Consider the following 21,506-nt stretch of genomic DNA (forward strand, 5'->3'; position numbering starts at 1 on the left):
GACTAGGATTCTTTTTTTTATTTAAAAGAATTTTCATGCAATTTTGCATATTGTCTTTTAAATTTGTTATATAAACTATTTAATATATACAAATCACTCTTTATTTTTCATATTTTGATATAGACAGATAGAGAGTCTGACCAGAAAACTGGAGGGCATGATTCTATAACAGAAAGCTTAATGTTTATAGAATTATGCCTTTTTATATAGGGAGGGCAGAAAGTAGAGCTTTTGATTTAAATGCACTTATTTATCCCGATTTATCTGAATTTTAAGTTTTATAAAAGGAGAGAAATGAAATGAGAAGAAAAGCGCCATTTAAAGTGTTATCGTCATTAGCAATTGCGGCAATTATCGGATGCACATCTGTAATGAGTGCTCCATTAGCGTACGCAGAAACGCCAGCAAAAGAGAAAGAAAATGTGTCTACAACACCAATTGATTACAATTTAATTCAAGAAGATCGTCTAGCGGAAGCGCTGAAAGAAAGAGGAGAAATTAATCCAGCATCTTCTAAAGAAGAGACGAAAAAGGCTGTAGAGAAATATATTGAAAAGAAACAAGGGGACCAGGCAAATAAAGAAATTCTTCCAGCTGATACTGCTAAAGAGGCATCTGATTTCGTGAAAAAAATAAAAGAGAAAAAAATGGAAGAAAAGGAAAAGGTAAAGAAACCTGAAAAAAACGTTAGCCCTGAGCAAAAGCCTGAACCAAATAAAAAACAATTGAATGGGCAAGTTCCAACATCTAAAGCAAAGCAAGCGCCGTATAAGGGATCTGTTCGAACGGATAAGGTATTAGTGTTACTTGTTGAATTTAGTGATTATAAACATAATAATATTGATCAAACACCAGGGTATATGTATTCGAATGACTTTAGTAGAGAGCATTATCAAAAGATGTTATTTGGTAATGAACCATATACGTTATTTGATGGTTCGAAAGTAAAAACATTTAAACAATATTACGAAGAGCAGTCTGGCGGTAGTTATACGACAGATGGATATGTAACGGAGTGGCTAACAGTTCCAGGAAAAGCATCTGATTATGGAGCTGATGGTAGCGGTGGTCACGATAACAAAGGTCCAAAAGGCGCACGTGATTTAGTGAAAGAAGCTTTACATGCAGCTGCTGAGAAAGGGTTAGATTTATCTCAGTTTGATCAGTTTGATAGATATGATACAAACGGGGATGGGAATCAAAATGAACCTGACGGTGTAATTGATCATTTAATGGTAATCCATGCTGGTGTTGGTCAAGAAGCAGGTGGTGGTAAATTAGGTGATGATGCGATCTGGTCACATCGTTCAAAATTAGCAGTAGATCCAGTAGCGATTGAAGGTACAAAATCAAAAGTAGATTACTTTGGTGGAAAAGTAGCAGCACATGATTACACAATTGAACCAGAAGATGGAGCAGTAGGTGTGTTTGCGCATGAATTTGGACATGATCTTGGATTACCAGATGAATATGATACGAAATATACTGGAACTGGTTCACCTGTCGAAGCTTGGTCATTAATGAGTGGAGGTAGTTGGACAGGGAAAATTGCAGGAACAGAGCCAACTAGTTTTTCACCACAAAATAAAGATTTCTTACAAAAGAATATGGGTGGCAACTGGGCAAAAATTTTAGAAGTAGATTACGATAAAATTAAGCGTGGTGCAGGAGTTCCTACATATATTGATCAAAGTGTTACGAAATCAAATCGTCCAGGTGTTGTACGTGTTAACTTACCAGGCAAAAGTGTTGAAACAATTAAACCGGAGTTTGGAAAGCATGCATATTATAGTACAAGAGGCGATGATATGCATACAACATTAGAAACACCGTTCTTTGATTTAACAAAAGGAACAAATGCAAAGTTTGATTATAAAGCAAATTATGAGTTAGAAGCAGAGTGCGATTTTGTTGAAGTGCATGCAGTAACAGAAGATGGAACGAAAACATTAATTGATAGACTTGGAGAAAAAGTAGTCCAAGGAGATAAAGATACAACAGATGGAAAATGGATTGATAAATCATATGATTTAAGTCAATTTAAAGGCAAAAAAGTGAAACTACAATTCGATTATATTACAGATCCAGCTGTAACATATAAAGGTTTTGCGATGGACAATGTAAATGTAACTGTTGATGGACAAGTTGTATTTTCTGATGATGCAGAAGGACAGTCTAAAATGAATGTAAATGGTTTTGTTGTTTCTGATGGGACAGAGAAGAAAGCTCATTATTACTACTTAGAGTGGAGAAACTATGCGGGATCAGATAATGGTTTAAAAGCAGGAAAAGGTCCAGTGTATAATACAGGTCTTGTCGTTTGGTATGCAGATGATAGTTTCAAAGATAACTGGGTTGGGGTGCATCCAGGTGAAGGATTCCTTGGTGTTGTAGATTCGCATCCAGAGGCACTTGTTGGCAATTTAAACGGAAAACCAACTTACGGTAATACAGGTATGCAAATTGCAGACGCAGCATTTTCATTTGATCAAACACCAGCATGGAGTGTAAATTCATTAACACGTGGACAGTTTAACTATTCTGGATTACAAGGCGTTACAACTTTTGATGATTCAAAAGTATATAGTAACAACCAAATTGCAGACGCAGGAAGAAAAGTTCCGAATCTTGGACTTAAATTCCAAGTTGTTGGACAGGCAGAGGATAAATCAGCAGGCGCTGTTTGGATTAAACGTTAATAACAGAAAAGCACATTCTTCATATGAAGAATGTGCTTTTGAATTTGTACAGTAAGTTATTATTTTAGCTTATGTAATACAAGTGTCTGTTTATCTATAGTGTATCAAATTATGTAGGGAAAGGAAATATTTCCGAGGAAATTGTCGAAGTATCGTTGGTATTGATACACTTTTTTGTAAAAGAAGAAATGTAGTATTGCCTTTACCATTCAATTTATTTACATTGTTACTTAGCTACACACAAAAGTAATATATTCGGCAAAAAAAAGACAACGATGGAATTAACCCATCATTGTCTTTTTTACTTTGCCTTTGTTTTTTATTTTGCTTCTGACATAAATCATTCCGGCAAATGTTAATAAGAATGCAGTTCCGATAACGAAGCTAACGCTAGGGGATGCCCCGATTGCTCCAACTGTAAAGGATCCAGCAACAACTCCTAATGAGAAGAAAGCATAAAACAATCCGAATGCTTTTCCGCGTTTATCATCTGTTGTATTTTCAACAAGTAATGCGTTTATCGATGGGAAAAGGATAGCGAACCCAATGCCATAAATCATCATAACGATAAAGAGCATGCCTTTTGTTGCGAATAATCCAAGTAAAGATAATGCTAATGCCATTACTGCAATACCAATTAACATTAGTTTTGAACGATTAAATCGATCGTAAATACGATTTGTTGGCAGTAAGAAGAAGAGGATAGCGGTAATGCCGAATACACTTAACATCATGCCTGTTGTAGATGCTTTAAGGGCTAATGCTTCAACCTTTACTGGTAACATATAAGTGACAATTCCTTGTGAAAACATGAGTGTGAAAGCACCAATATATGCCTGTAATAACGGTTCTGATTTCAATAGTTCAAACATATCTTCTTTGTTCATCATTTGTGTTCTTGAAGTATCTTTTCTTGATACGTTATTTGGTAAGAAGAAGAGAGATACGATTGTACCAAGAACCATTAAAATAGAAATGGTAATGAACACCCACTCTATACCGGCAGTTGCTTTCATAATTCCGCTAAAAGAAGGTCCTACAATTGCCGCTGTTCCAACAGCAGCCCCAGATAGAGCCATTGCCTTACCTTGCCTTGCTGCAGTTGTTTGTTTTGATAAAAACGTAAAGGCAGCAGGAATTAAAAATCCGTCACTAAAGCCATGCATAAAGCGCACAACTAATAGTTGTTCACCACTTTGAACAACAGTGTATAACAAGACTATGAAACTCGTAAGTCCCATGCTTATATAAAGTATTTTTTTTGCACCAAATTTATCGACAGCAGCGCCAGCAATAATATTACCAATCATATTAGCAAATGAGTACATGCCGACAACTAGCCCAATAATAAGAGGGGATCCCCCAAGACTTTGAGCGAACGTACTCATAATAGGTAATTGTGAAAATGTATCTAGAAACGCTACGATAACAATAAAGTAAATAAAATATTTCAAGCGATATTCACCTCTCCTATGCTATTATGGCATAATGCTAATTTCAACCGCAATGAAATTGAATTAACAGATGTGGAAAAAAGTACAAAGTGACAAAATATTGAACGTTATTTGTTAAAATTTAGTGGGAACGAGATTGTTTTTTTGAAATATATGGATAGAAGTATTATAATAGATTTGTAAACTTCACCAGGTTAATTATATACATAGAGAGGGATGTATAAAATGAAAGCATTACTTTGGCATAATCAACGTGATGTAAGAGTAGAAGAAGTACCAGAACCAACTGTAAAACCAGGAGCAGTTAAGATTAAAGTGAAATGGTGTGGTATCTGCGGGACAGACCTGCATGAATATTTAGCAGGACCTATTTTTATTCCCACAGAAGAGCATCCATTAACACATGTAAAAGCACCGGTTATTTTAGGTCATGAGTTTAGCGGTGAGGTAGTTGAAATCGGTGAAGGCGTTACATCTCATAAAGTGGGAGACCGCGTCGTTGTAGAACCAATTTATTCTTGTGGTAAATGTGAAGCTTGTAAACATGGACATTACAATGTTTGTGAACAACTTGTTTTCCACGGTCTTGGCGGAGAAGGCGGCGGTTTCTCTGAATATACAGTAGTACCAGAAGATATGGTTCACCATATTCCAGATGAAATGACATATGAACAAGGTGCACTTGTAGAACCAGCAGCTGTAGCAGTTCATGCAGTACGTCAAAGTAAATTAAAAGAAGGGGAAGCTGTAGCAGTATTTGGTTGTGGTCCAATTGGACTTCTTGTTATCCAAGCAGCTAAAGCAGCAGGAGCAACTCCTGTTATTGCAGTCGAGCTTTCTAAAGAACGTCAAGAGTTAGCAAAATTAGCAGGTGCGGATTACGTATTGAATCCAGCGACTCAAGATGTATTAGCTGAAATTCGCAACTTAACAAATGGTTTAGGTGTAAATGTAAGCTTTGAAGTAACTGGTGTTGAAGTAGTACTTCGTCAAGCAATTGAAAGCACAAGCTTTGAAGGACAAACTGTAATTGTTAGTGTATGGGAAAAAGACGCAACAATTACTCCAAATAATCTTGTACTAAAAGAAAAAGAAGTGGTTGGTATTTTAGGATACCGTCATATCTTCCCAGCTGTTATTAAATTAATTAGCTCTGGCCAAATTCAGGCAGAGAAATTAATTACGAAAAAAATCACAGTAGATCAAGTTGTTGAAGAAGGATTTGAAGCACTTGTAAAAGATAAAACACAAGTGAAAATTCTTGTTTCACCTAAATAATATAGAATAGTAAAAAGTAGCTCTTTTCTAGAAATAGAAGAGGGCTACTTTTTTTCTATACAGAAAGGTGATAGACTTTCCTGTAACTACAGGTATTTTGTTTGGAAGGGGAAGTCTAATGCTTTCATTTATGTTGACATTGAAACGGATGCTAAAAGCTTGTTTACGAGCGTGGAAAGATAAAGAATTTCAAGTATTATTCGTATTAACATTTTTAACATTAACATCCGGTACGATTTTTTATAGTACAGTTGAAGGATTACGTCCTCTTGACGCTTTATATTTTAGTGTGGTCACGTTGACGACTGTCGGTGATGCTAATTTTAGCCCGCAAACTGATTTTGGAAAGATATTTACAATCTTATACATATTTATTGGGATTGGATTAGTATTTGGATTTATTCATAAGTTGGCAGTTAATGTACAACTGCCGAGTATATTATCGAATAGAAAAAAAGAGTAAAGCATGTGGATGCTTTACTCTTTTTTTACATTAGTTTAGATAAGCCTTAATAATAGTTTATTAGAATGAAAATGTATTCATTCATTATATTCACTGTGTATAAAGTTATAATGATATGAAAATCTGAATATTTTAATTTAGTGATAGAAATTTCGTGAAAGGTGGGATATTCTAGTCATAGGTTAACCGGACGACATCATAGGATCCTAACAAAAAGTTTACAATAATTCGATTATAAAATGGAGGATTTCAGATGAAAAAGAAAGTATTTGCTTTAGCAGCAGCTATTACAGTAGTAGCTCCTTTACAAAGCGTTGCATTTGCTCATGAAAACGATGGGGGAAGTAAAATAAAAATAGTTCACCGCTGGTCTGCTGAAGATAAACATAAAGAAGGCGTAAATTCTCATTTATGGATTGTAAACCGTGCGATTGATATTATGTCTCGCAATACAACACTTGTAAAACAAGATCGAGTTGCACAATTAAATGAATGGCGTACGGAGTTAGAGAACGGTATTTATGCTGCTGACTATGAAAATCCTTATTATGATAATAGCACATTTGCTTCACATTTCTATGATCCAGACAATGGAAAAACATATATTCCATTTGAAAAGCAGGCAAAAGAAACTGGCGCTAAATATTTTAAATTAGCTGGTGAATCATATAAAAATAAAGATATGAAACAAGCATTCTTCTATTTAGGATTATCTCTTCATTATTTAGGAGATGTAAACCAACCGATGCATGCAGCAAACTTTACAAATCTTTCGTATCCACAAGGATTCCATTCTAAATATGAAAACTTTGTAGATACGATAAAAGATAATTATAAAGTGACGGATGGAAATGGATATTGGAACTGGAAAGGTACAAATCCAGAAGAGTGGATTCATGGAGCGGCAGTAGTAGCGAAACAAGATTACTCTGGAATTGTAAATGATAATACGAAAGATTGGTTCGTAAAAGCAGCTGTGTCACAAGAATATGCAGATAAATGGCGCGCTGAAGTTACGCCAATGACAGGTAAGCGATTAATGGATGCACAACGTGTTACTGCTGGATACATTCAGCTTTGGTTTGATACGTACGGAGATCGTTAAGTATTTAAAAAAGGTCAAATCTCACAATAGAGTATTTGACCTTTTTATTACTATACACATGGAGGGATGGAACGTGAAAGGTAAATTGCTAAAAGGTGTACTTAGCCTTGGGATTGGTTTAGGAGTTTTATACGGAGGATCTTCAGCTCAAGCAGATACGTCTACAGATCAAAACAACATTTTGAAAGTGATGACGCATAACGTGTACATGCTATCAACTAACTTATATCCGAATTGGGGACAAAGTCAGCGTGCTGATTTAATTGGGGCGGCAGATTATATTAAAAATCAAGACGTTGTTATATTAAATGAAGTGTTTGATAATAGTGCTTCAGATCGCCTTTTAGGAAATTTGAAGAAAGAATACCCAAATCAAACAGCTGTATTAGGTCGTAGTAACGGAAATGAATGGGATAAAACGTTAGGTAGTTATTCATCTTCAACGCCTGAAGATGGAGGCGTTGCAATCGTGAGCAAATGGCCGATCGTTGAAAAGGTTCAATATGTATTTGCAAATGGATGCGGGCCGGATAATTTATCGAATAAAGGATTTGTATACGCGAAGATTAAGAAAAATGATCGTTTCGTTCATGTAATTGGGACGCATTTGCAGGCAGAAGATAGTATGTGCGGAAAAACTTCACCTGCATCTGTACGTACAAACCAGTTAAAAGAAATTCAAGATTTTATTAAAAATAAAAATATACCAAATGACGAGTACGTCCTATTTGGTGGTGATATGAATGTGAATAAAATAAATGCTGAGAACAATAGTGACTCAGAATACGCATCAATGTTCAAAACATTGCACGCTTCTATTCCATCTTATACGGGACATACAGCAACTTGGGATGCGACGACAAACAGTATTGCAAAATATAATTTCCCTGATAGCCCTGCCGAGTATTTAGATTATATTATTGCAAGTAAAGACCATGCGAACCCGTCATTTGTAGAGAATAAAGTGTTACAACCGAAATCTCCACAGTGGACTGTTACATCATGGCTCAAAAAATATACGTATGATGATTATTCTGATCATTATCCAGTAGCAGCAACTATTTCTATGAAGTAGTCCTAAAAAAGTTTCTTCTTAAATAGGAAGAAACTTTTTTATTTTGTAGAGGAGATTCCAACTTTCTTTCCAATATGTATAAGACATATAGAGAAGAGGAGAGAAAAAATGTGGATCGAGGAATTTTTAAAGAAGTTCCATTACCGTGTGCATTTTTGGATGAAGTAGCTTTAGATAGAAATATTCAATTGATTATAGAATTAAGTGGCAATAAGAAGATTCGTATAGCGAGTAAATCGTTACGTTCTGTTCCGGTTATGCAAAAGATTTTAGCTGCAAATGAACGATTTCAAGGTATTATGTGTTTTTCACCTAGGGAAGCTTTATTTTTAATTGAACAAGGATTCAATGATTTATTGCTCGGATATCCTGCTTATGATGAAAGAGCGTTACATGAAATAAGTTTGCTAACAAAGCAAGGGCTCATTATAACTTGTATGGTGGATTGTGAAGATCATATTGTTTATTTAGAAAAAATTGCTGAGAAGTCTAAAGGATGTTTTCGTGTTTGCTTAGATATTGATATGAGTAGTCTTTTTTTTAAGTTCCATTTTGGGGTCAAAAGATCACCGGTAAAAGATGTGCAAGGTGCTTTGAAAATAGTAAAAAGGTTGAAAGAATCATCATTTTTAATACTAGATGGTGTAATGGGATATGAAGCCCAAATTGCTGGGGTAGGAGATCACATACCGAATCAACGAGCGAAAAGTAAAGTGATTTCATATTTAAAGAAGAAATCAGTGTTAGAAGTTAAAGAAAGAAGAGGACATATCGTAAAAGAAATACAAAATCTAGGTATTGAACTAAGGTTTGTAAATGGGGGAGGCACAGGAAGTATAAAAACAACTGAGCAAGATCATTCAGTTTCAGAGATTACAATAGGTTCGGCTTTTTATGCCCCGAAGCTGTTTGATTATTATAAAGAGGTGCAATTTCATCCAGCTGTCGGATTTGCTTTACCAGTTGTGCGTAAACCAGCACCAACAATTTACACTTGTTTAGGTGGTGGATATATGGCCTCAGGAGCAATCGGAAAAGATAAAGAACCTGAGATTTGGAGGCCAGATGGTGCCAAACTATTAGCTTTAGAAGGTGCTGGTGAAGTGCAAACACCGATTTTCTATAACGGTGAGGAACGAGTAGAAATAGGAGATTGTATCTTGTTTCGCCATAGTAAAGCTGGAGAGTTATGTGAGCGGTTTCCGTTTTTATATCGTGTGAAAGAAGGAGAGATTATTGGGAAGTATTCAACATATCGGGGGGATGGCCAATGCTTTCTATAAAGGGACAAAAATGGAGAAATTGGACAGGGAATGTAGAAGGAACACCGCATTATACGATGTATCCAGAAAGTATACAAGATGTAGTAGAAGTTGTAGAGCTTGCACGAAAGAAAGGGAAGAAAATTCGTGTTGTCGGTTCAGGACACTCGTTTACACCTCTTGTGCAAACGGAAGAAATTTTAGTTTCTTTAGATGAATTGAAGGGAATTGTGAATATTGATACGGAAGAAATGGTTGCCGAAGTATGGGCAGGAACAAAGTTACATGAGCTAGGGAAGTTACTTGAGGAAAAAGGTTATGCGCAAGAAAATTTAGGGGATATTGATTCGCAATCTATCGCAGGAGCAATTAGTACGGGGACGCACGGAACGGGTATTACCTTTGGAAGTTTATCAACACAAGTTATAGAGATTACCGCAGTTTTATCTACAGGTGAGAGTATAGTTTGTTCGGAAACGGAGAATGTACAATATTGGAGAGCTTTTCAGTTGTCGCTTGGAATGTTAGGTATCATTGTAAAAATAAAACTGAAGGTTATTCCAGCCTATTCACTCGTTTATAAAAGTGAAAAACAGTCATTATCTACTGTAATGAACAAGCTAGAAGAATATAAGAAGAATCGCCATTTTGAATTTTTTGTTTTTCCTTATTCAGATGAAGTGCAAGTGAAAATTACAAACGAAACAACGGGGAAAAAAAGTGATTTGAAATGGCATAAACTAAAGGTAGAGTTACTTGAAAATAAGATGTTCTCTTTGTTATCTAAAGGATGTAAATGGTTTCCTTCTATAAGTAAAGGAGTAAGTCGATTATCAGCTAAAGCTGTACCGAATACAAAAATAATTGGTCCGAGTTATGAAGTATTTGCTACATCGCGTGCGGTTCCATTTTATGAAATGGAGTATAGTGTTCCTTCAAATTATATGCAGGCCGTTGTAGAAGAAATTTCAAACCTTATTGAAAAGAAAAAGTATAAAGTGCACTTCCCAATTGAATGCCGTTATGTGAAAAGGGATGATATATGGCTCAGTCCAGCGTATGGAAGAGATTCTGCGTATATAGCTGTTCATATGTATAAAGGTATGAAGTATGCTGCTTATTTTGGTGAGGTGGAGAAAATTTTTCTAAAGTATGAAGGACGCCCGCATTGGGGAAAAATGCATACGTTAACGTACGAAAAATTACAAAATATATATCCAGAATTGCATTCGTTTCTAAAGGTGAGGAAATTATTAGATGAAGCAGAAATGTTTTCAAATCCTTACACAGAAAAGTTATTTACGATTATGAAAAAAAGCTGACAAAGTATTACTTGTCAGCTTTTTTTAGTACAATCGCATTTCTTGTTTGACTAATTCGCTCGTAAAATAGTAACTTATCACGACTAAATACATGTAATAAAACATGAATAATAAATAGACCGTTAATTACGAGTTGGAATAATAATATAACTACTAATACTAAAGGCTCTTTAAGATTTAAGATAGAGCTACTAGAAAGAATATAATTGATTCCACCTAAAACGAAATAGAATATACCATAACGGATGAATAGTTCCTTCAACGTAATACGATCTGATTGTCCTTTCACGTAAATACGAAGCAATGCTTTACCGATTGTCTTTCCATTCGTAAAGTATGGAATGATAATAAAGTAAATAAAGATCGAACACGTTATGAAAATGAGTTCGTATATGTTCGTGTAAGATTGAATATTAGAAACAAAGAAAGAATTTCCTTTGTTTTTAATGACAGGTACAACGATGGATAAGAAAATCCAATCAATTTGCATCGCGATAAAGCGACGAACGAATCCGACTGGTTTCGTTTCCAAATCAATATGACTATCTAATTCGCTTGCTTTCGGAAGGAAGTACGTAAAAATTGGTGCAATGATAAAGCCGATTACGCCGCCTAATGTATTTAAAAACAGATCATCTATATCAAATAAGCGGTACGCACAATTGTATATACCGTATAGTCCAGTCACTTGTGTCAGCTCGAAAAAGAGTGAAAGACAAAAAGAAATACAAATTGTTTGTAAGAAACTACGTCGGAAATAATACCGTAAGTAAATACCGAATGGAACGGTTAATAGAACGTTAAATGCTACTTGTAAAAACGCAGATTCTTTTAATAGGTAGAAATAAGTAGCTGGTTTCGTTAAAATTGCCGAAGTATGATTACTAATTTCTTGTATGAAATAAAATGGTGATAGTTGCATGTGTTGTGTATTAGCCGGTTGTAGGCTACAAGTATCATATGTTTGTGGTAACGGCAAAATCACAAGAAAATAGGCATTTAATAAGTAAAGTAATAATGAGTACAAAATAAATGAACGCCATTTATTTAAATAACCGTACTTTCGGTAGTTAAATATTAAAAAAGGTATTAAGAGGAACATTGCTAAAATAGGAAATAAAATAAATGCTGTTTTTATTGGAAATATATATGCAGTCAAAATGAAGCTCCTTTCAATGAAAATTCGTTTATCATTATAACGTTAAAAGAAGCGTAAAACAAAATTAAAATATTTCGAAATAGAAAAAATTACAAATTTCAACGGAATTAAGTTATACTAAATTTAATATAATGATATTATGATTATTATAAGTTGAGAGAGGGTACAAAATATGCGATATGAGCTTTTTTCTGTAAGTGGGGATCATATTACAACTTTTGAAAGTGCGTGGCGTTTTCAAGAGGGAGAACAGATTTTTGTTCATGATGATCAAATAAAACGAAATTTTATTATTATCCGCCTAACGCATGATGTATTTCAACAAAATAAACATGTTATTCGTTTGTATTGTCAAGAAAAGAAAGTATATGCATAAAAAAACGAGTCGTTCTAGTGTAATAGAATGACTCGCTTTTTGATTTGTAAGTTTTACCTTATAAGAAAATAAGAGTAAGTACACCTACGATAATGCAATAGAAAGAGAAATATTTTAAATTTCCTTTTGCCATAATGTTCATAAACCATTTTAATGAAATATACGTCATGATAAATGTTGCGATAAATGCAACGATATATGGTACGAATAGTGTATCTAGATTTGGATCTTTTGCAATGTCTGTAATACTTAGTAATAAACCACCTAAGCTAACAGGGATATATAGTAAGAATGAGAAACGAAGAGCCGTTTCTTGCTTCATACCAAGTAACATCGCTGCTACGATTGTTGCACCTGATCGGCTTATTCCAGGAATTAGTGCGCAAGCTTGTGCTAATCCGACGATAATTGCGTCTTTCATAGAAAGATCGCCATCATTTTTACGTCCACGCAAGTTTCTAATAATCCAAAGTCCGACAGCGGTAATAAGAAGGGAAATCCCAACCATTTTCACACCTTTTAAGTACTGATCGATGTAATCTTTAAATAAAACACCAATAACACCTGCTGGAATGGTCGCAATAACAAGGTAAATAATAAAGAAGAAATCTGATTTTGCATCTTCTGCTCTTGTAAATATATAAGATAGACCATTCTTTGTTAGACGAATTAAATCATTTCTATAAATAAGTAATACAGCTAATAATGAAGCTGAATTAACAAGTAGTTCAAAGCTAAACCCTTCGATTTTTAGTCCTAGCAAATGCTGTGCTAAAACGAGGTGACCACTTGAAGAAATCGGAATCGGTTCTGTTAGTCCTTGGAACAGACCAAGAATTAAATATTTTAAAATGTAGTAAAATTGTTCCATAATAACCTCCTTGTTTAATAGTCGAAAGAAACAACTTGTCCATTATAACAAAGATACGGATGAATATTGAGAAGAAATAAATATTCGAAATATAATAAAAATCCCTTATAGCAGTATAAGGGATTTTTATTATTAATGAGAAACTGCTGTTTCTTCAAGACTTTTCGTTAATTGAACATCGACTTTCTCAGCATCATGAATGTGATTCATAATAGTAGTATTTAACTTTTGGAACATTTGTTGTGTAGTAGCGAATTCTCGTAATATATCATCATTACAAGACTTTTGGTTTTCAATAGCTTTAATAACATTAGTAGCACCGTTTTGTAACGTTTGAATCATAATTAAAATATTTTCAATTCTAGCGTTTGTATCGGCACTCATTTCTACACCTTCATCGACTAAATGCAAATTATCTTTTGTATTATCGTATGCTTTTTCAATTTCTTCTTGAATTTTTTTCGTTAAGTTGCCAATGTTTTTTGTACTTTCAGCTGTACTTTCAGCTAATTTTCTTACTTCATTGGCAACGACAGCGAATCCTTTACCGTGTTCACCAGCACGTGCAGCTTCAATGCTTGCATTTAAAGCAAGTAAATTTGTTTGTGCTGCAATGTTTTGAATGACTTCTACAATTTGCTCGATTTCTTTTGAGCGTTCACTTAAATGATTCATACTATTAGACGTACGTTGAGATTGTTCGCCTAATTTGTTAATTACAATAAGTAAACGGTGAACAGATTCTTTTCCTTCATTAGAGCAGTCAATGATTTCTTCAATAGATTGAATTAAGCTTTGTTCTTTTTGTAACATTTCATTATTTAATTCATTGGAATGTGTAGTGCGTGTTGAAACATTTTCGAAACATGAGCTTAATTGTTGAACTAAATTTTGAAGTGTATTGTGCTGGTTATTTACAAGTTGATGCTCTTGAACAACGCTTTGTACACGATCGTGGATAGAAGAAATAGTCTCTTGTTGTTCGATATCCTTTTGTTTTAATTCTGCTTCTAGTTCTTGTATACGACTTTCTAATTGATCAATTTTATGTTGGAGTGATTTCTTTTGAGTAAACATATATTTATTTCAACCGCCTTTAGAAGTTATATTTTCTCTATATTTGGATTTTAGCATCTTTTATAATTTTTAAATATAGGAATTGTTAAATATTTAAGAATCTATTACATTTTATGCATAATTCCCTTTTTTTCGTCATGAAAAATAAACTGTATTTAATGGTATTGTAAACAAACTGTAAAATAAATCATGTATAACTGTATAAGAAGGGAGTCGGATTATGAACTATTTTAAGCGAATCAGTAGTCTAGTATTAGCAGGAATTATAAGTCTTTCTAGTACAGTCGCTGTTAAAGCAGAGTCAAACGACGAGAAACTTAACAACATGCAACAGCAATTGCAGCAAAACGATGCAGAAATGCAAAAGAAAGAGCAAGAGAAGCAAGCTGTTAGTAAAGAAATTCAAGGTATCGAAAACGAACTACATAATTTAAATAATACAATTGCAAAAAATAAAGAGGATCAAGCTGCTATTCAACGTAAAATTGATGAAACACATAAGCAGATTGAGCAAAAAAAGGAAGAAATTGTCGTTTTAGAGGATAAAGTCCTTGCTCGTAAAGATATTATGAGAAAACGTATGGTTTCTGTTCAAAACAGTTCAAATACAAGTTTAGTAGTAGAAGTTGTAGTAGAGTCAAAAAACTTTGCAGATTTCTTACAACGTATGAACGCAGTTTCTACTATTTTAGAAGCTGATAAAGAAATTTTACGTCTACAGGAACAAGATCTTCGTCAAATTGAAGCAGACAAGAAAACAATTGACGAAAAAGAAGCATCTTTAGTGGTAGACAAACAAAAATTAGCAAAAGCACAAGCTGATTTGCAAGATAACTTGAAAAAGCGTCAAGCTAACTTACAAACAGTTCAAGCTAAATATAATCAGGTTGCAAGCCAACTTAATTTAGCTGCAGAAGAAAAGGCTAAAATCGAATCAAACATGAAGGCAGTACAAGAAACGATTGCTCGTGAGCAAGAAGCAGCAAGAATTGCAGCAGAAGAGCGTGCAAAAGCGGAGGCAGCTGCAAAGGCTGAGCAAGAAGCTTTAGCGAAAGCGCAAGCGGAAATTGCTGAAAAGCAAAAGCAAGCAAAAGCTAGTAAACCAGCTGAACCAGTTACTAATAATAATTCGAAGGTAGAACCTCCACAACCTGAACCATCTCCTAAGCCAACTGCTGGTGGGAAAGAAATTTATGTAGAAGCTACAGCTTATACAGCTGATCCAGGGGAAAATGGTTATGCACCAGGTCAACAAGTATTCTCTGCATGGGGACCAGGTGGTAAAGGTTATAATCTAACTGCAAACCCAGGAATGAAATTAATTGCTGTAGATCCAAATGTTATTCCATTAGGTAAAACTGTAAATGTTGAAGGTTATGGAGTCGCAATTGCAGCAGATACTGGTGGAGCGATTAAAGGTAACAGAATTGATGTGTTAATGCCTGATAAAGGGTCTTCTAGTCAATGGGGAAGAAAAATCGTTAAAGTTACAATTTTAAACTAACACGTAATCCAACTTTACAATATGTAATGTTGGATTTTTTTGTAAAAATAATGTTAAGTTGAGTTTACATTTTGTTAAGGATAGCATACAATGGTGGTGAGAGGTGGTAAATTTGACCATTTTAAATAGAGTGAAGGAATTAAGAGCTCGGTTTAATTTTTCGCAAAGTGTATTAGCAGAAAAGGTTGGAGTGACGAGACAAACAATCGCGGCAATTGAAAAAGGGGATTATGTTCCGTCATTGTTATTAGCGCTTACGATTTGCGATGTGTTCGAGCTCAAGATGGAAGATGTGTTTGTTTTAAATAAGGAGGGGGAAGAGGATGAATAGACTTGTATTTTCCTATATGTTGAATGTACTTTTAATGGTATTAGCAGGTTGGGCATTTATTGAGTTGTATTATTTTACTATCGAAGTTGCTAATTTTATTCAAACGAAGAGGGTACCATTTGAAGTTTCGGTGAGTTTAATGCCAATAGGATTGCTTTTAATATTTGGTATTGTATCGACTGTTCTTTATAAAATTCAAAAGAAAAAATATAAAGAGCTATCATATTGGATGTTTCCACTGTTATTTCCTCAAGAAGACGAGCGGGAAAAGGCGATTACAGAAAAGGCTTGTCGTACTACATTTATGTCACTATGGTACGTGTTGCCTTGTGCGGTTGGTTTTTTAACGCTTTCTCCAATTGCTAATCTATATGTTCCTGCATATCCAATATATATTGCATTTAGTATTTTCTTTATTCAAATGACAATTTTCCACGTATCTTTATATCGAAATAAAATCGCTTAAAAAGAAACCTTCTTGCATCAGCAAGAAGGTTTCTTTTCAGCTTACACTTGTACATATAGCAATATTATCTTATCATTTTAAATAGAGTAAGATTTTGTAACGGAAAGGAATTGTATATGAATAAGCAAAGAATTTATAGTATAGTAGCAATCCTCCTATTTGTTGTAGGTGGTGTATTAATCGGCAAACCATTTTATGATGGATATCAAGCTGAAAAGAAACAGACTGAAAATGTACAGGCTGTTCAAAAAATGGATTATGAAAAACATGAGACAGAATTTGTAGATGCTTCGAAAATTAATCAACCAGACTTGGCAGAAGTAGCGAACGCATCTTTAGATAAGAAACAAGTAATTGGTCGTATTTCGATTCCGAGTGTTTCATTAGAACTTCCTGTTTTAAAGTCTTCTACTGAGAAAAACCTATTATCAGGTGCAGCAACAGTAAAAGAAAATCAAGTAATGGGAAAAGGGAATTATGCATTAGCAGGACATAACATGTCTAAAAAAGGTGTTTTATTTAGTGATATAGCGTCTCTAAAAAAAGGCGATAAAATTTATTTGTATGATAATGAAAACGAATATGAATATGCGGTTACTGGTGTATCTGAAGTAACTCCTGATAAATGGGAGGTTGTTGAAGATCATGGGAAAGATGAGATAACACTTATTACATGTGTATCTGTAAAAGATAATTCTAAACGTTATGTTGTTGCTGGTGATTTAGTAGGAACGAAGGCGAAGAAATAAAAAAGAAGGTCAACTCTCTAAAGAGTTGACCTTCTTTTTTACTAATGTTGAGAAATAATAGAATATTTTAGTTGGTATTTAAGTATTTTTCTATTTATGTATAATAAAGTTAGAATTCAAGATTTTGGGAGGAACAAGAGTGAAACAACAGGTGAAGAAACTTCTTTTAACAACAAGTGTAGCGTTATTGGTAGCTCCAATTTCAGCCTATGCGCATCCAGGACGTACAGATGCTAATGGGGGACATACGTGTCGTACAAATTGTGAAAAATGGGGATTGCAGTACGGGGAATATCATTATCACAATAAGCCAGCTTCTAGTAGTGGTGCAACAAGTCCAGCTCCTAGTCAAAATAATAATGGTGCTGTAGAAGCTGAAAGACAAGCAGAAGCACAGCGCAATGCTGAGGCTGAAAAACAACGTGCCGCAGAGGCGCAGCGTAAAGCTGAAGAAGAGAGACAACGTGTAGCGGAGGAACAAAGAAAAGCAGAGGCAGAGAGACAACGTGTAGCTGAAGAACAAAGAAAAGCGGAAGAAGCACGTAAGCGAGAGGAAGCACAACGTCAAGCTGATATGGAAAAAGGACAGCTTGAGGGACAAAAAAATGGAGAGATTGATTTTAAAGCAGGGAAAAATGATGCAGAATCACATTTAGCTGGAAAATCAGATACATATAAAGAAGCATTCAAAACTGCTTATGCTGCATCTTGGTCTTTAGAAGAGCAGAAGAAAACGCATTTTGAAAAAGGAAAAGAGCAAGGTTTAGCACAAGAGACGATGGAAGATAGTCAAATTGCTCCAGAGTTTAAGCCGAATTTTGCAGAAGGTTTCCAAGTAGGGAATAAAGAAAGAACAGAAAAAATTGAAAAAGAGCAAGCTGAACTAGGGGAAAAGGCAGGTAAGGAATTAGCCGGAAAGAACCCCGGAAATAGAGAGAAAGATGTGTACGTGAAGGCGTATGAAACAGCTTATGAAAAGGGTTATAAATCTACAAAAAAAGCAGTAGAAAAGGCTGGCTATAAGTATGCATTTGAAAACTATGATTTGAAAGTTCCTGCTAAATATGAAAAAAATGAATCGTTAAAGAAATGGTTTATTGAAGGATTTAAATCAAATAAAAAAGCAGCAGAAATTAGAGAAGAAGGATATAAAAAAGGAGACAGTTGGCTTGCATTCTTCTATAAGAATTTTGTGCCAAGTGAATATAAAGAACATAAAAATCTGTACGAACAAGCGATAGAAAAAGGTAAGAATGCATAAAAAAGATGAGGGATTTCCCCTCATCTTTTTTAATCCATCCATTTCACTAACTTCTTAGAAATTAGTAATAAAACGCAGCCTAATACAATTGCTACAGCGCCAATTACTGTAAATACTTCAGCATATCCAAGTGAAGTTGTGAAGCTTGCGAGTTGTCCACCTAAAATGTTAGCGATTCCTGAGCTTGCTAACCATACTCCCATTAATAAAGAAGCAAGTTTTACTGGGGCAAGCGCACTAACCATTGATAGTCCAACAGGTGATAAGAATAGCTCACCTAACGTATGGAAAAGATACGTAAAGACGATAAATAGTAAGTTTGCTTTTTCTGTAATGTTATGTTCATCACTACCTGTTTTTAATGTAGCAATAACGAGAATGATATAACCGATACCGAGCAAGATCATACCAAGTCCCATTTTAGTTGGGATTTTTAAATCTCCACGCTTGCGAGTTGCAAGTTTTGCCCATAATGCCGAAATAACTGGAGCAAGTAAAATAATAAATAATGGATTGACCGATTGGAACCAAGATGTTGGAACTTCCCATCCGAACATAGAGCGGTCTACAAATTTGTTTGTATATAATGTTAATGAACTACCAGCTTGTTCAAAGCCAGCCCAGAAGAAGACAACGAAGCATGTTAAAATGACGATAACTGCAGTACGTTGTTTTTCTTTTTTTGTTAAAGGTGTATCTCCTACTGATGGTTGTCCATCTGTTGTTTGTAAATCGCGAGTTGGTTTTTTACCGATATCACCAAGGAAGCGATTGGATAGTGTTGTAAATAAAATTTGTCCAATGATCATTCCGATTGAAGCGGCTAAGAATCCGTAACGGAATCCGTAATGTACAACGCCATCAACCGTTGTTTTGAATAAATTTTCTGATAAAAATCCGCAAACGAGTGGAGCTAAAAATGATCCGACATTAATACCCATATAGAAAATGGTAAATGCACTATCACGTTTTGGATCGTTCTCTTCGTATAATTCCCCAACCAGTGTAGAGATGTTCGGTTTGAAGAATCCATTACCGATAATAATAAGCGCTAATCCGAGGTATAGGCCGACTTGGTTTTGTAAGGCAAATAGTGTAAGGTTACCGATTGCCATTGTTATACCACCAATTGTGATCGCTTTTCGTCTACCTAGAAAACGGTCTGTTAAGTATCCACCAATCATCGGTGTGAAATAACAGGCTCCAGTGTAAAATCCGTAAATAGAGAGTGCCCATCCAGGACTAAACCCAAGACCACCGCTTACTAAAGCTGTCGTTAAATATAATGTTAATAATCCTCGTAATCCATAGTAACTAAATCTTTCCCACATTTCTGTAAAGAAGAGTAAGTATAAACCTGGAGGATGTTTCTTTTTTCTTTGTTGTTCTCTTTCTAGTTGTATCGCTGATTCCATGTTATTTTCCTCCTGACACAAACAAAAACAAAGTTAATAATTTTGTACATTTAATATTTTACTTTATTAACTATTATAAGTCAATAAAGGTTGATTTTTCAGAAGAAATTGGAAAAGGGATATAGCTATAGAATGAGTGTTTCTTTTATGTTAGACTATGGACTATGTTTTCTTTGTAAAGAAGCGGTTTATTGCACTTTTTTATATGTGAAATTGATTTCATAAAAGATGAAATTAAAGAAGGAGAAAGAAATGAAATTGTTACAGAAAAAAGAAATTTTACTTATTAGTCTTATGTTATTCTCGATGTTCTTTGGAGCGGGGAATCTTATATTTCCACCTTTTCTTGGGTATGAAGCAGGAGAACATGTGTGGATTTCATTAGTAGGGTTTATTATATCAGCAACAGGTCTTCCGATATTGGGAGTTATTGCGATTGCAAAAGCAGGAAGTTTTCAAACGCTAGCGGGTAGAGTTCATTCTTCATTCGCCATTATTTTTCCGTGTATCGTGTATGTATTTATTGGACCAGGCCTTGGTATTCCGCGTGCAGGAAGTCTAGCTTTTGAAATGGGACCGGGTCAGCTATTTCCGGAAGCGGGTAGCGTAGTCTTATTATGTTACACAGTTATTTTCTTTAGTATTGTGTACTGGTTAAGTTTATCACCGTCTAAATTAATGGGGTTGTTCGGAAAAGTTTTAACACCGTTATTATTAGGTATGATTGCTCTTATCTTTATAAAAAGCATGTTTACATCAGTAGGTAGTGTGAAAGAGGCTGCTGGAAATTATGGACAAGCGCCTATGTTCCAAGGGTTTTTAGATGGATATTTAACGATGGATGCATTAGCAGCTTTAATTTTTGGGATTGTGATTGCAAATGCTCTTCGTGCAAAAGGTATTGAAGATGATAAAGGTTTAGCGAAATATATGAGTATTGCTGGAATTGGTGCAGGACTATTATTATCTATTATTTATGTCATACTTGGATATGTCGGTTCAATGAGTGGTTCATTGGGGACATTTGATAATGGCGCGCAAGTGTTAGCGCAAGTGATGACTACATTATTTGGGCAAGGCGGGGTCGTTTTATTAGGTCTTATTTTTACGATCGCGTGTTTATGTGTGTCAATCGGACTTGTTACATCTTGTAGTCAATTTTTCGCAAGTGCATTTCCGAAAGTAGCTTATAAAGTTTGGGCATTTATGTTAAGTTTGGTTAGTATGATTTTAGCTAATTTAGGATTAACACAAATTTTAAAAGTATCAGTACCGATTCTTGGATTTATTTATCCAGTTGCATTAACGCTTATTATTTTAGGGCTATTCCATAAGTATATTGAGAAGTATGCATACGTATATACAGTAACTGTTGGAATTGTAGCGGTGTTTAGTGCAGTTGATATTTTCAATAAAAATGTGATGATGAATCAGTGGACATCAGTATTGAAATACATTCCGTTTTATATGGAAGGTGTTGGGTGGATTGTTCCAGCTATTATAGGTGCTTGTATTGGTGTTATCGTGAGTATTGTTATAAATAAGAATAAATAAGTAAAAGGTGTTTTCCGATTTCGGAAAACACCTTTCTTTTTTGGAAAAATAGTATTGAAAATGAATAGACTAAGAGTATGATAAA

At 34.7% G+C, this 21,506-nt stretch carries 18 protein-coding genes and 1 pseudogene; 14 read left to right on the forward strand and 5 right to left on the reverse strand.

The annotated features are described in order from the left end of the window. Nucleotides 1-299: 299 nt before the first annotated feature. Complete coding sequence (gene inhA2, locus PDQ33_RS12650) at nt 300-2,699, forward strand: M6 family metalloprotease immune inhibitor InhA2 (protein WP_270393580.1); 2,400 nt, start codon at nt 300-302, stop codon at nt 2,697-2,699. Nucleotides 2,700-2,980: 281 nt separating this feature from the next. Here the strand turns inward: inhA2 and PDQ33_RS12655 are convergent, their stop codons facing one another. Then, nucleotides 2,981-4,153, reverse strand: coding sequence for an MFS transporter (locus PDQ33_RS12655; RefSeq protein ID WP_000873255.1), 1,173 nt, complete (start codon nt 4,151-4,153; stop codon nt 2,981-2,983). A gap of 225 nt (nt 4,154-4,378) precedes the next feature. On the opposite strand from PDQ33_RS12655, the gene bdhA reads away from it, so the two are divergent. The 6 genes from bdhA (at nt 4,379) to PDQ33_RS12685 (ending at nt 10,658) form a co-directional block, all read left to right on the forward strand. Continuing rightward, the gene (gene bdhA / locus PDQ33_RS12660; protein ID WP_000645822.1) at nt 4,379-5,431 is read left to right on the forward strand and encodes a (R,R)-butanediol dehydrogenase; all 1,053 of its coding nucleotides are present in this window, start codon (nt 4,379-4,381) and stop codon (nt 5,429-5,431) included. Nucleotides 5,432-5,549: 118 nt separating this feature from the next. Continuing rightward, the gene (locus PDQ33_RS12665; RefSeq protein WP_000948234.1) at nt 5,550-5,894 is read left to right on the forward strand and encodes a potassium channel family protein; all 345 of its coding nucleotides are present in this window, start codon (nt 5,550-5,552) and stop codon (nt 5,892-5,894) included. 253 nt (nt 5,895-6,147) lie between these two features. Then, the gene (cerA, locus tag PDQ33_RS12670) at nt 6,148-6,999 is read left to right on the forward strand and encodes a phospholipase CerA (RefSeq protein ID WP_270755826.1); all 852 of its coding nucleotides are present in this window, start codon (nt 6,148-6,150) and stop codon (nt 6,997-6,999) included. A 58-nt stretch (nt 7,000-7,057) separates the two neighbouring features. Beyond that, nucleotides 7,058-8,074 carry a sphingomyelinase C gene (gene sph / locus PDQ33_RS12675; RefSeq protein WP_002027006.1) on the forward strand — a complete coding sequence of 339 codons (1,017 nt, stop codon included), beginning with the start codon at nt 7,058-7,060 and terminating at the stop codon, nt 8,072-8,074. 110 nt (nt 8,075-8,184) lie between these two features. Next, the gene (locus PDQ33_RS12680) at nt 8,185-9,357 is read left to right on the forward strand and encodes an amino acid deaminase/aldolase (RefSeq protein WP_000373739.1); all 1,173 of its coding nucleotides are present in this window, start codon (nt 8,185-8,187) and stop codon (nt 9,355-9,357) included. Then, nucleotides 9,345-10,658 carry a D-arabinono-1,4-lactone oxidase gene (locus PDQ33_RS12685; RefSeq protein ID WP_076872097.1) on the forward strand — a complete coding sequence of 438 codons (1,314 nt, stop codon included), beginning with the start codon at nt 9,345-9,347 and terminating at the stop codon, nt 10,656-10,658. The genes PDQ33_RS12680 and PDQ33_RS12685 overlap by 13 nt, the downstream gene beginning before the upstream one ends. Before the next feature lie 7 nt (nt 10,659-10,665). On the opposite strand, the gene PDQ33_RS12690 is transcribed toward PDQ33_RS12685, so the two are convergent. After that, a complete protein-coding gene (locus PDQ33_RS12690) occupies nt 10,666-11,817 on the reverse strand; it encodes a VanZ family protein (protein WP_000127970.1) in 1,152 nt (383 codons plus the stop codon). A 172-nt stretch (nt 11,818-11,989) separates the two neighbouring features. Here PDQ33_RS12690 and PDQ33_RS12695 point away from each other — a divergent pair, with 172 nt between their 5' ends. Then, the gene (locus PDQ33_RS12695) at nt 11,990-12,193 is read left to right on the forward strand and encodes a hypothetical protein (RefSeq protein ID WP_001268330.1); all 204 of its coding nucleotides are present in this window, start codon (nt 11,990-11,992) and stop codon (nt 12,191-12,193) included. A gap of 58 nt (nt 12,194-12,251) precedes the next feature. On the opposite strand, the gene PDQ33_RS12700 is transcribed toward PDQ33_RS12695, so the two are convergent. After that, on the reverse strand, nt 12,252-13,064 hold the full coding sequence (locus tag PDQ33_RS12700; protein ID WP_000434782.1) for an undecaprenyl-diphosphate phosphatase: 813 nt from the start codon (nt 13,062-13,064) through the stop codon (nt 12,252-12,254). A gap of 132 nt (nt 13,065-13,196) precedes the next feature. Then, nucleotides 13,197-13,730: pseudogene (locus PDQ33_RS29175) on the reverse strand (methyl-accepting chemotaxis protein); the annotation flags it as partial. A gap of 631 nt (nt 13,731-14,361) precedes the next feature. Between PDQ33_RS29175 and PDQ33_RS12710 the strand changes: the two are divergent. From PDQ33_RS12710 to PDQ33_RS12730, 5 genes are all read left to right on the forward strand, one after another. Further along, nucleotides 14,362-15,645: a 3D domain-containing protein gene (locus PDQ33_RS12710; protein ID WP_001105825.1), complete on the forward strand. Its 1,284-nt coding sequence runs from the start codon at nt 14,362-14,364 to the stop codon at nt 15,643-15,645. Between the two features lie 112 nt (nt 15,646-15,757). Then, nucleotides 15,758-15,976, forward strand: a complete 219-nt coding sequence (locus PDQ33_RS12715; protein ID WP_000154009.1) for a helix-turn-helix transcriptional regulator — start codon at nt 15,758-15,760, stop codon at nt 15,974-15,976. Further along, a complete protein-coding gene (locus tag PDQ33_RS12720; protein ID WP_001081111.1) occupies nt 15,969-16,442 on the forward strand; it encodes a hypothetical protein in 474 nt (157 codons plus the stop codon). The genes PDQ33_RS12715 and PDQ33_RS12720 overlap by 8 nt, the downstream gene beginning before the upstream one ends. 116 nt (nt 16,443-16,558) lie before the next feature. After that, nucleotides 16,559-17,191 (forward strand): class A sortase, encoded by a 633-nt coding sequence (locus PDQ33_RS12725; RefSeq protein ID WP_001041721.1) that lies wholly within the window; start codon nt 16,559-16,561, stop codon nt 17,189-17,191. 139 nt (nt 17,192-17,330) lie between these two features. Beyond that, nucleotides 17,331-18,452, forward strand: coding sequence for a YHYH domain-containing protein (locus PDQ33_RS12730; protein WP_000813416.1), 1,122 nt, complete (start codon nt 17,331-17,333; stop codon nt 18,450-18,452). A 29-nt stretch (nt 18,453-18,481) separates the two neighbouring features. Here the strand turns inward: PDQ33_RS12730 and PDQ33_RS12735 are convergent, their stop codons facing one another. Beyond that, on the reverse strand, nt 18,482-19,867 hold the full coding sequence (locus PDQ33_RS12735) for a peptide MFS transporter (RefSeq protein WP_270755825.1): 1,386 nt from the start codon (nt 19,865-19,867) through the stop codon (nt 18,482-18,484). Between the two features lie 252 nt (nt 19,868-20,119). Here PDQ33_RS12735 and brnQ1 point away from each other — a divergent pair, with 252 nt between their 5' ends. Then, nucleotides 20,120-21,421 carry a branched-chain amino acid transport system II carrier protein BrnQ1 gene (gene brnQ1 / locus PDQ33_RS12740; protein ID WP_000771682.1) on the forward strand — a complete coding sequence of 434 codons (1,302 nt, stop codon included), beginning with the start codon at nt 20,120-20,122 and terminating at the stop codon, nt 21,419-21,421. Nucleotides 21,422-21,506: the final 85 nt, after the last annotated feature.

The sequence above is a fragment of the Bacillus cereus group sp. Bc031 genome, from assembly GCF_027716265.1.
Lineage (GTDB): Bacteria > Bacillota > Bacilli > Bacillales > Bacillaceae_G > Bacillus_A > Bacillus_A paranthracis.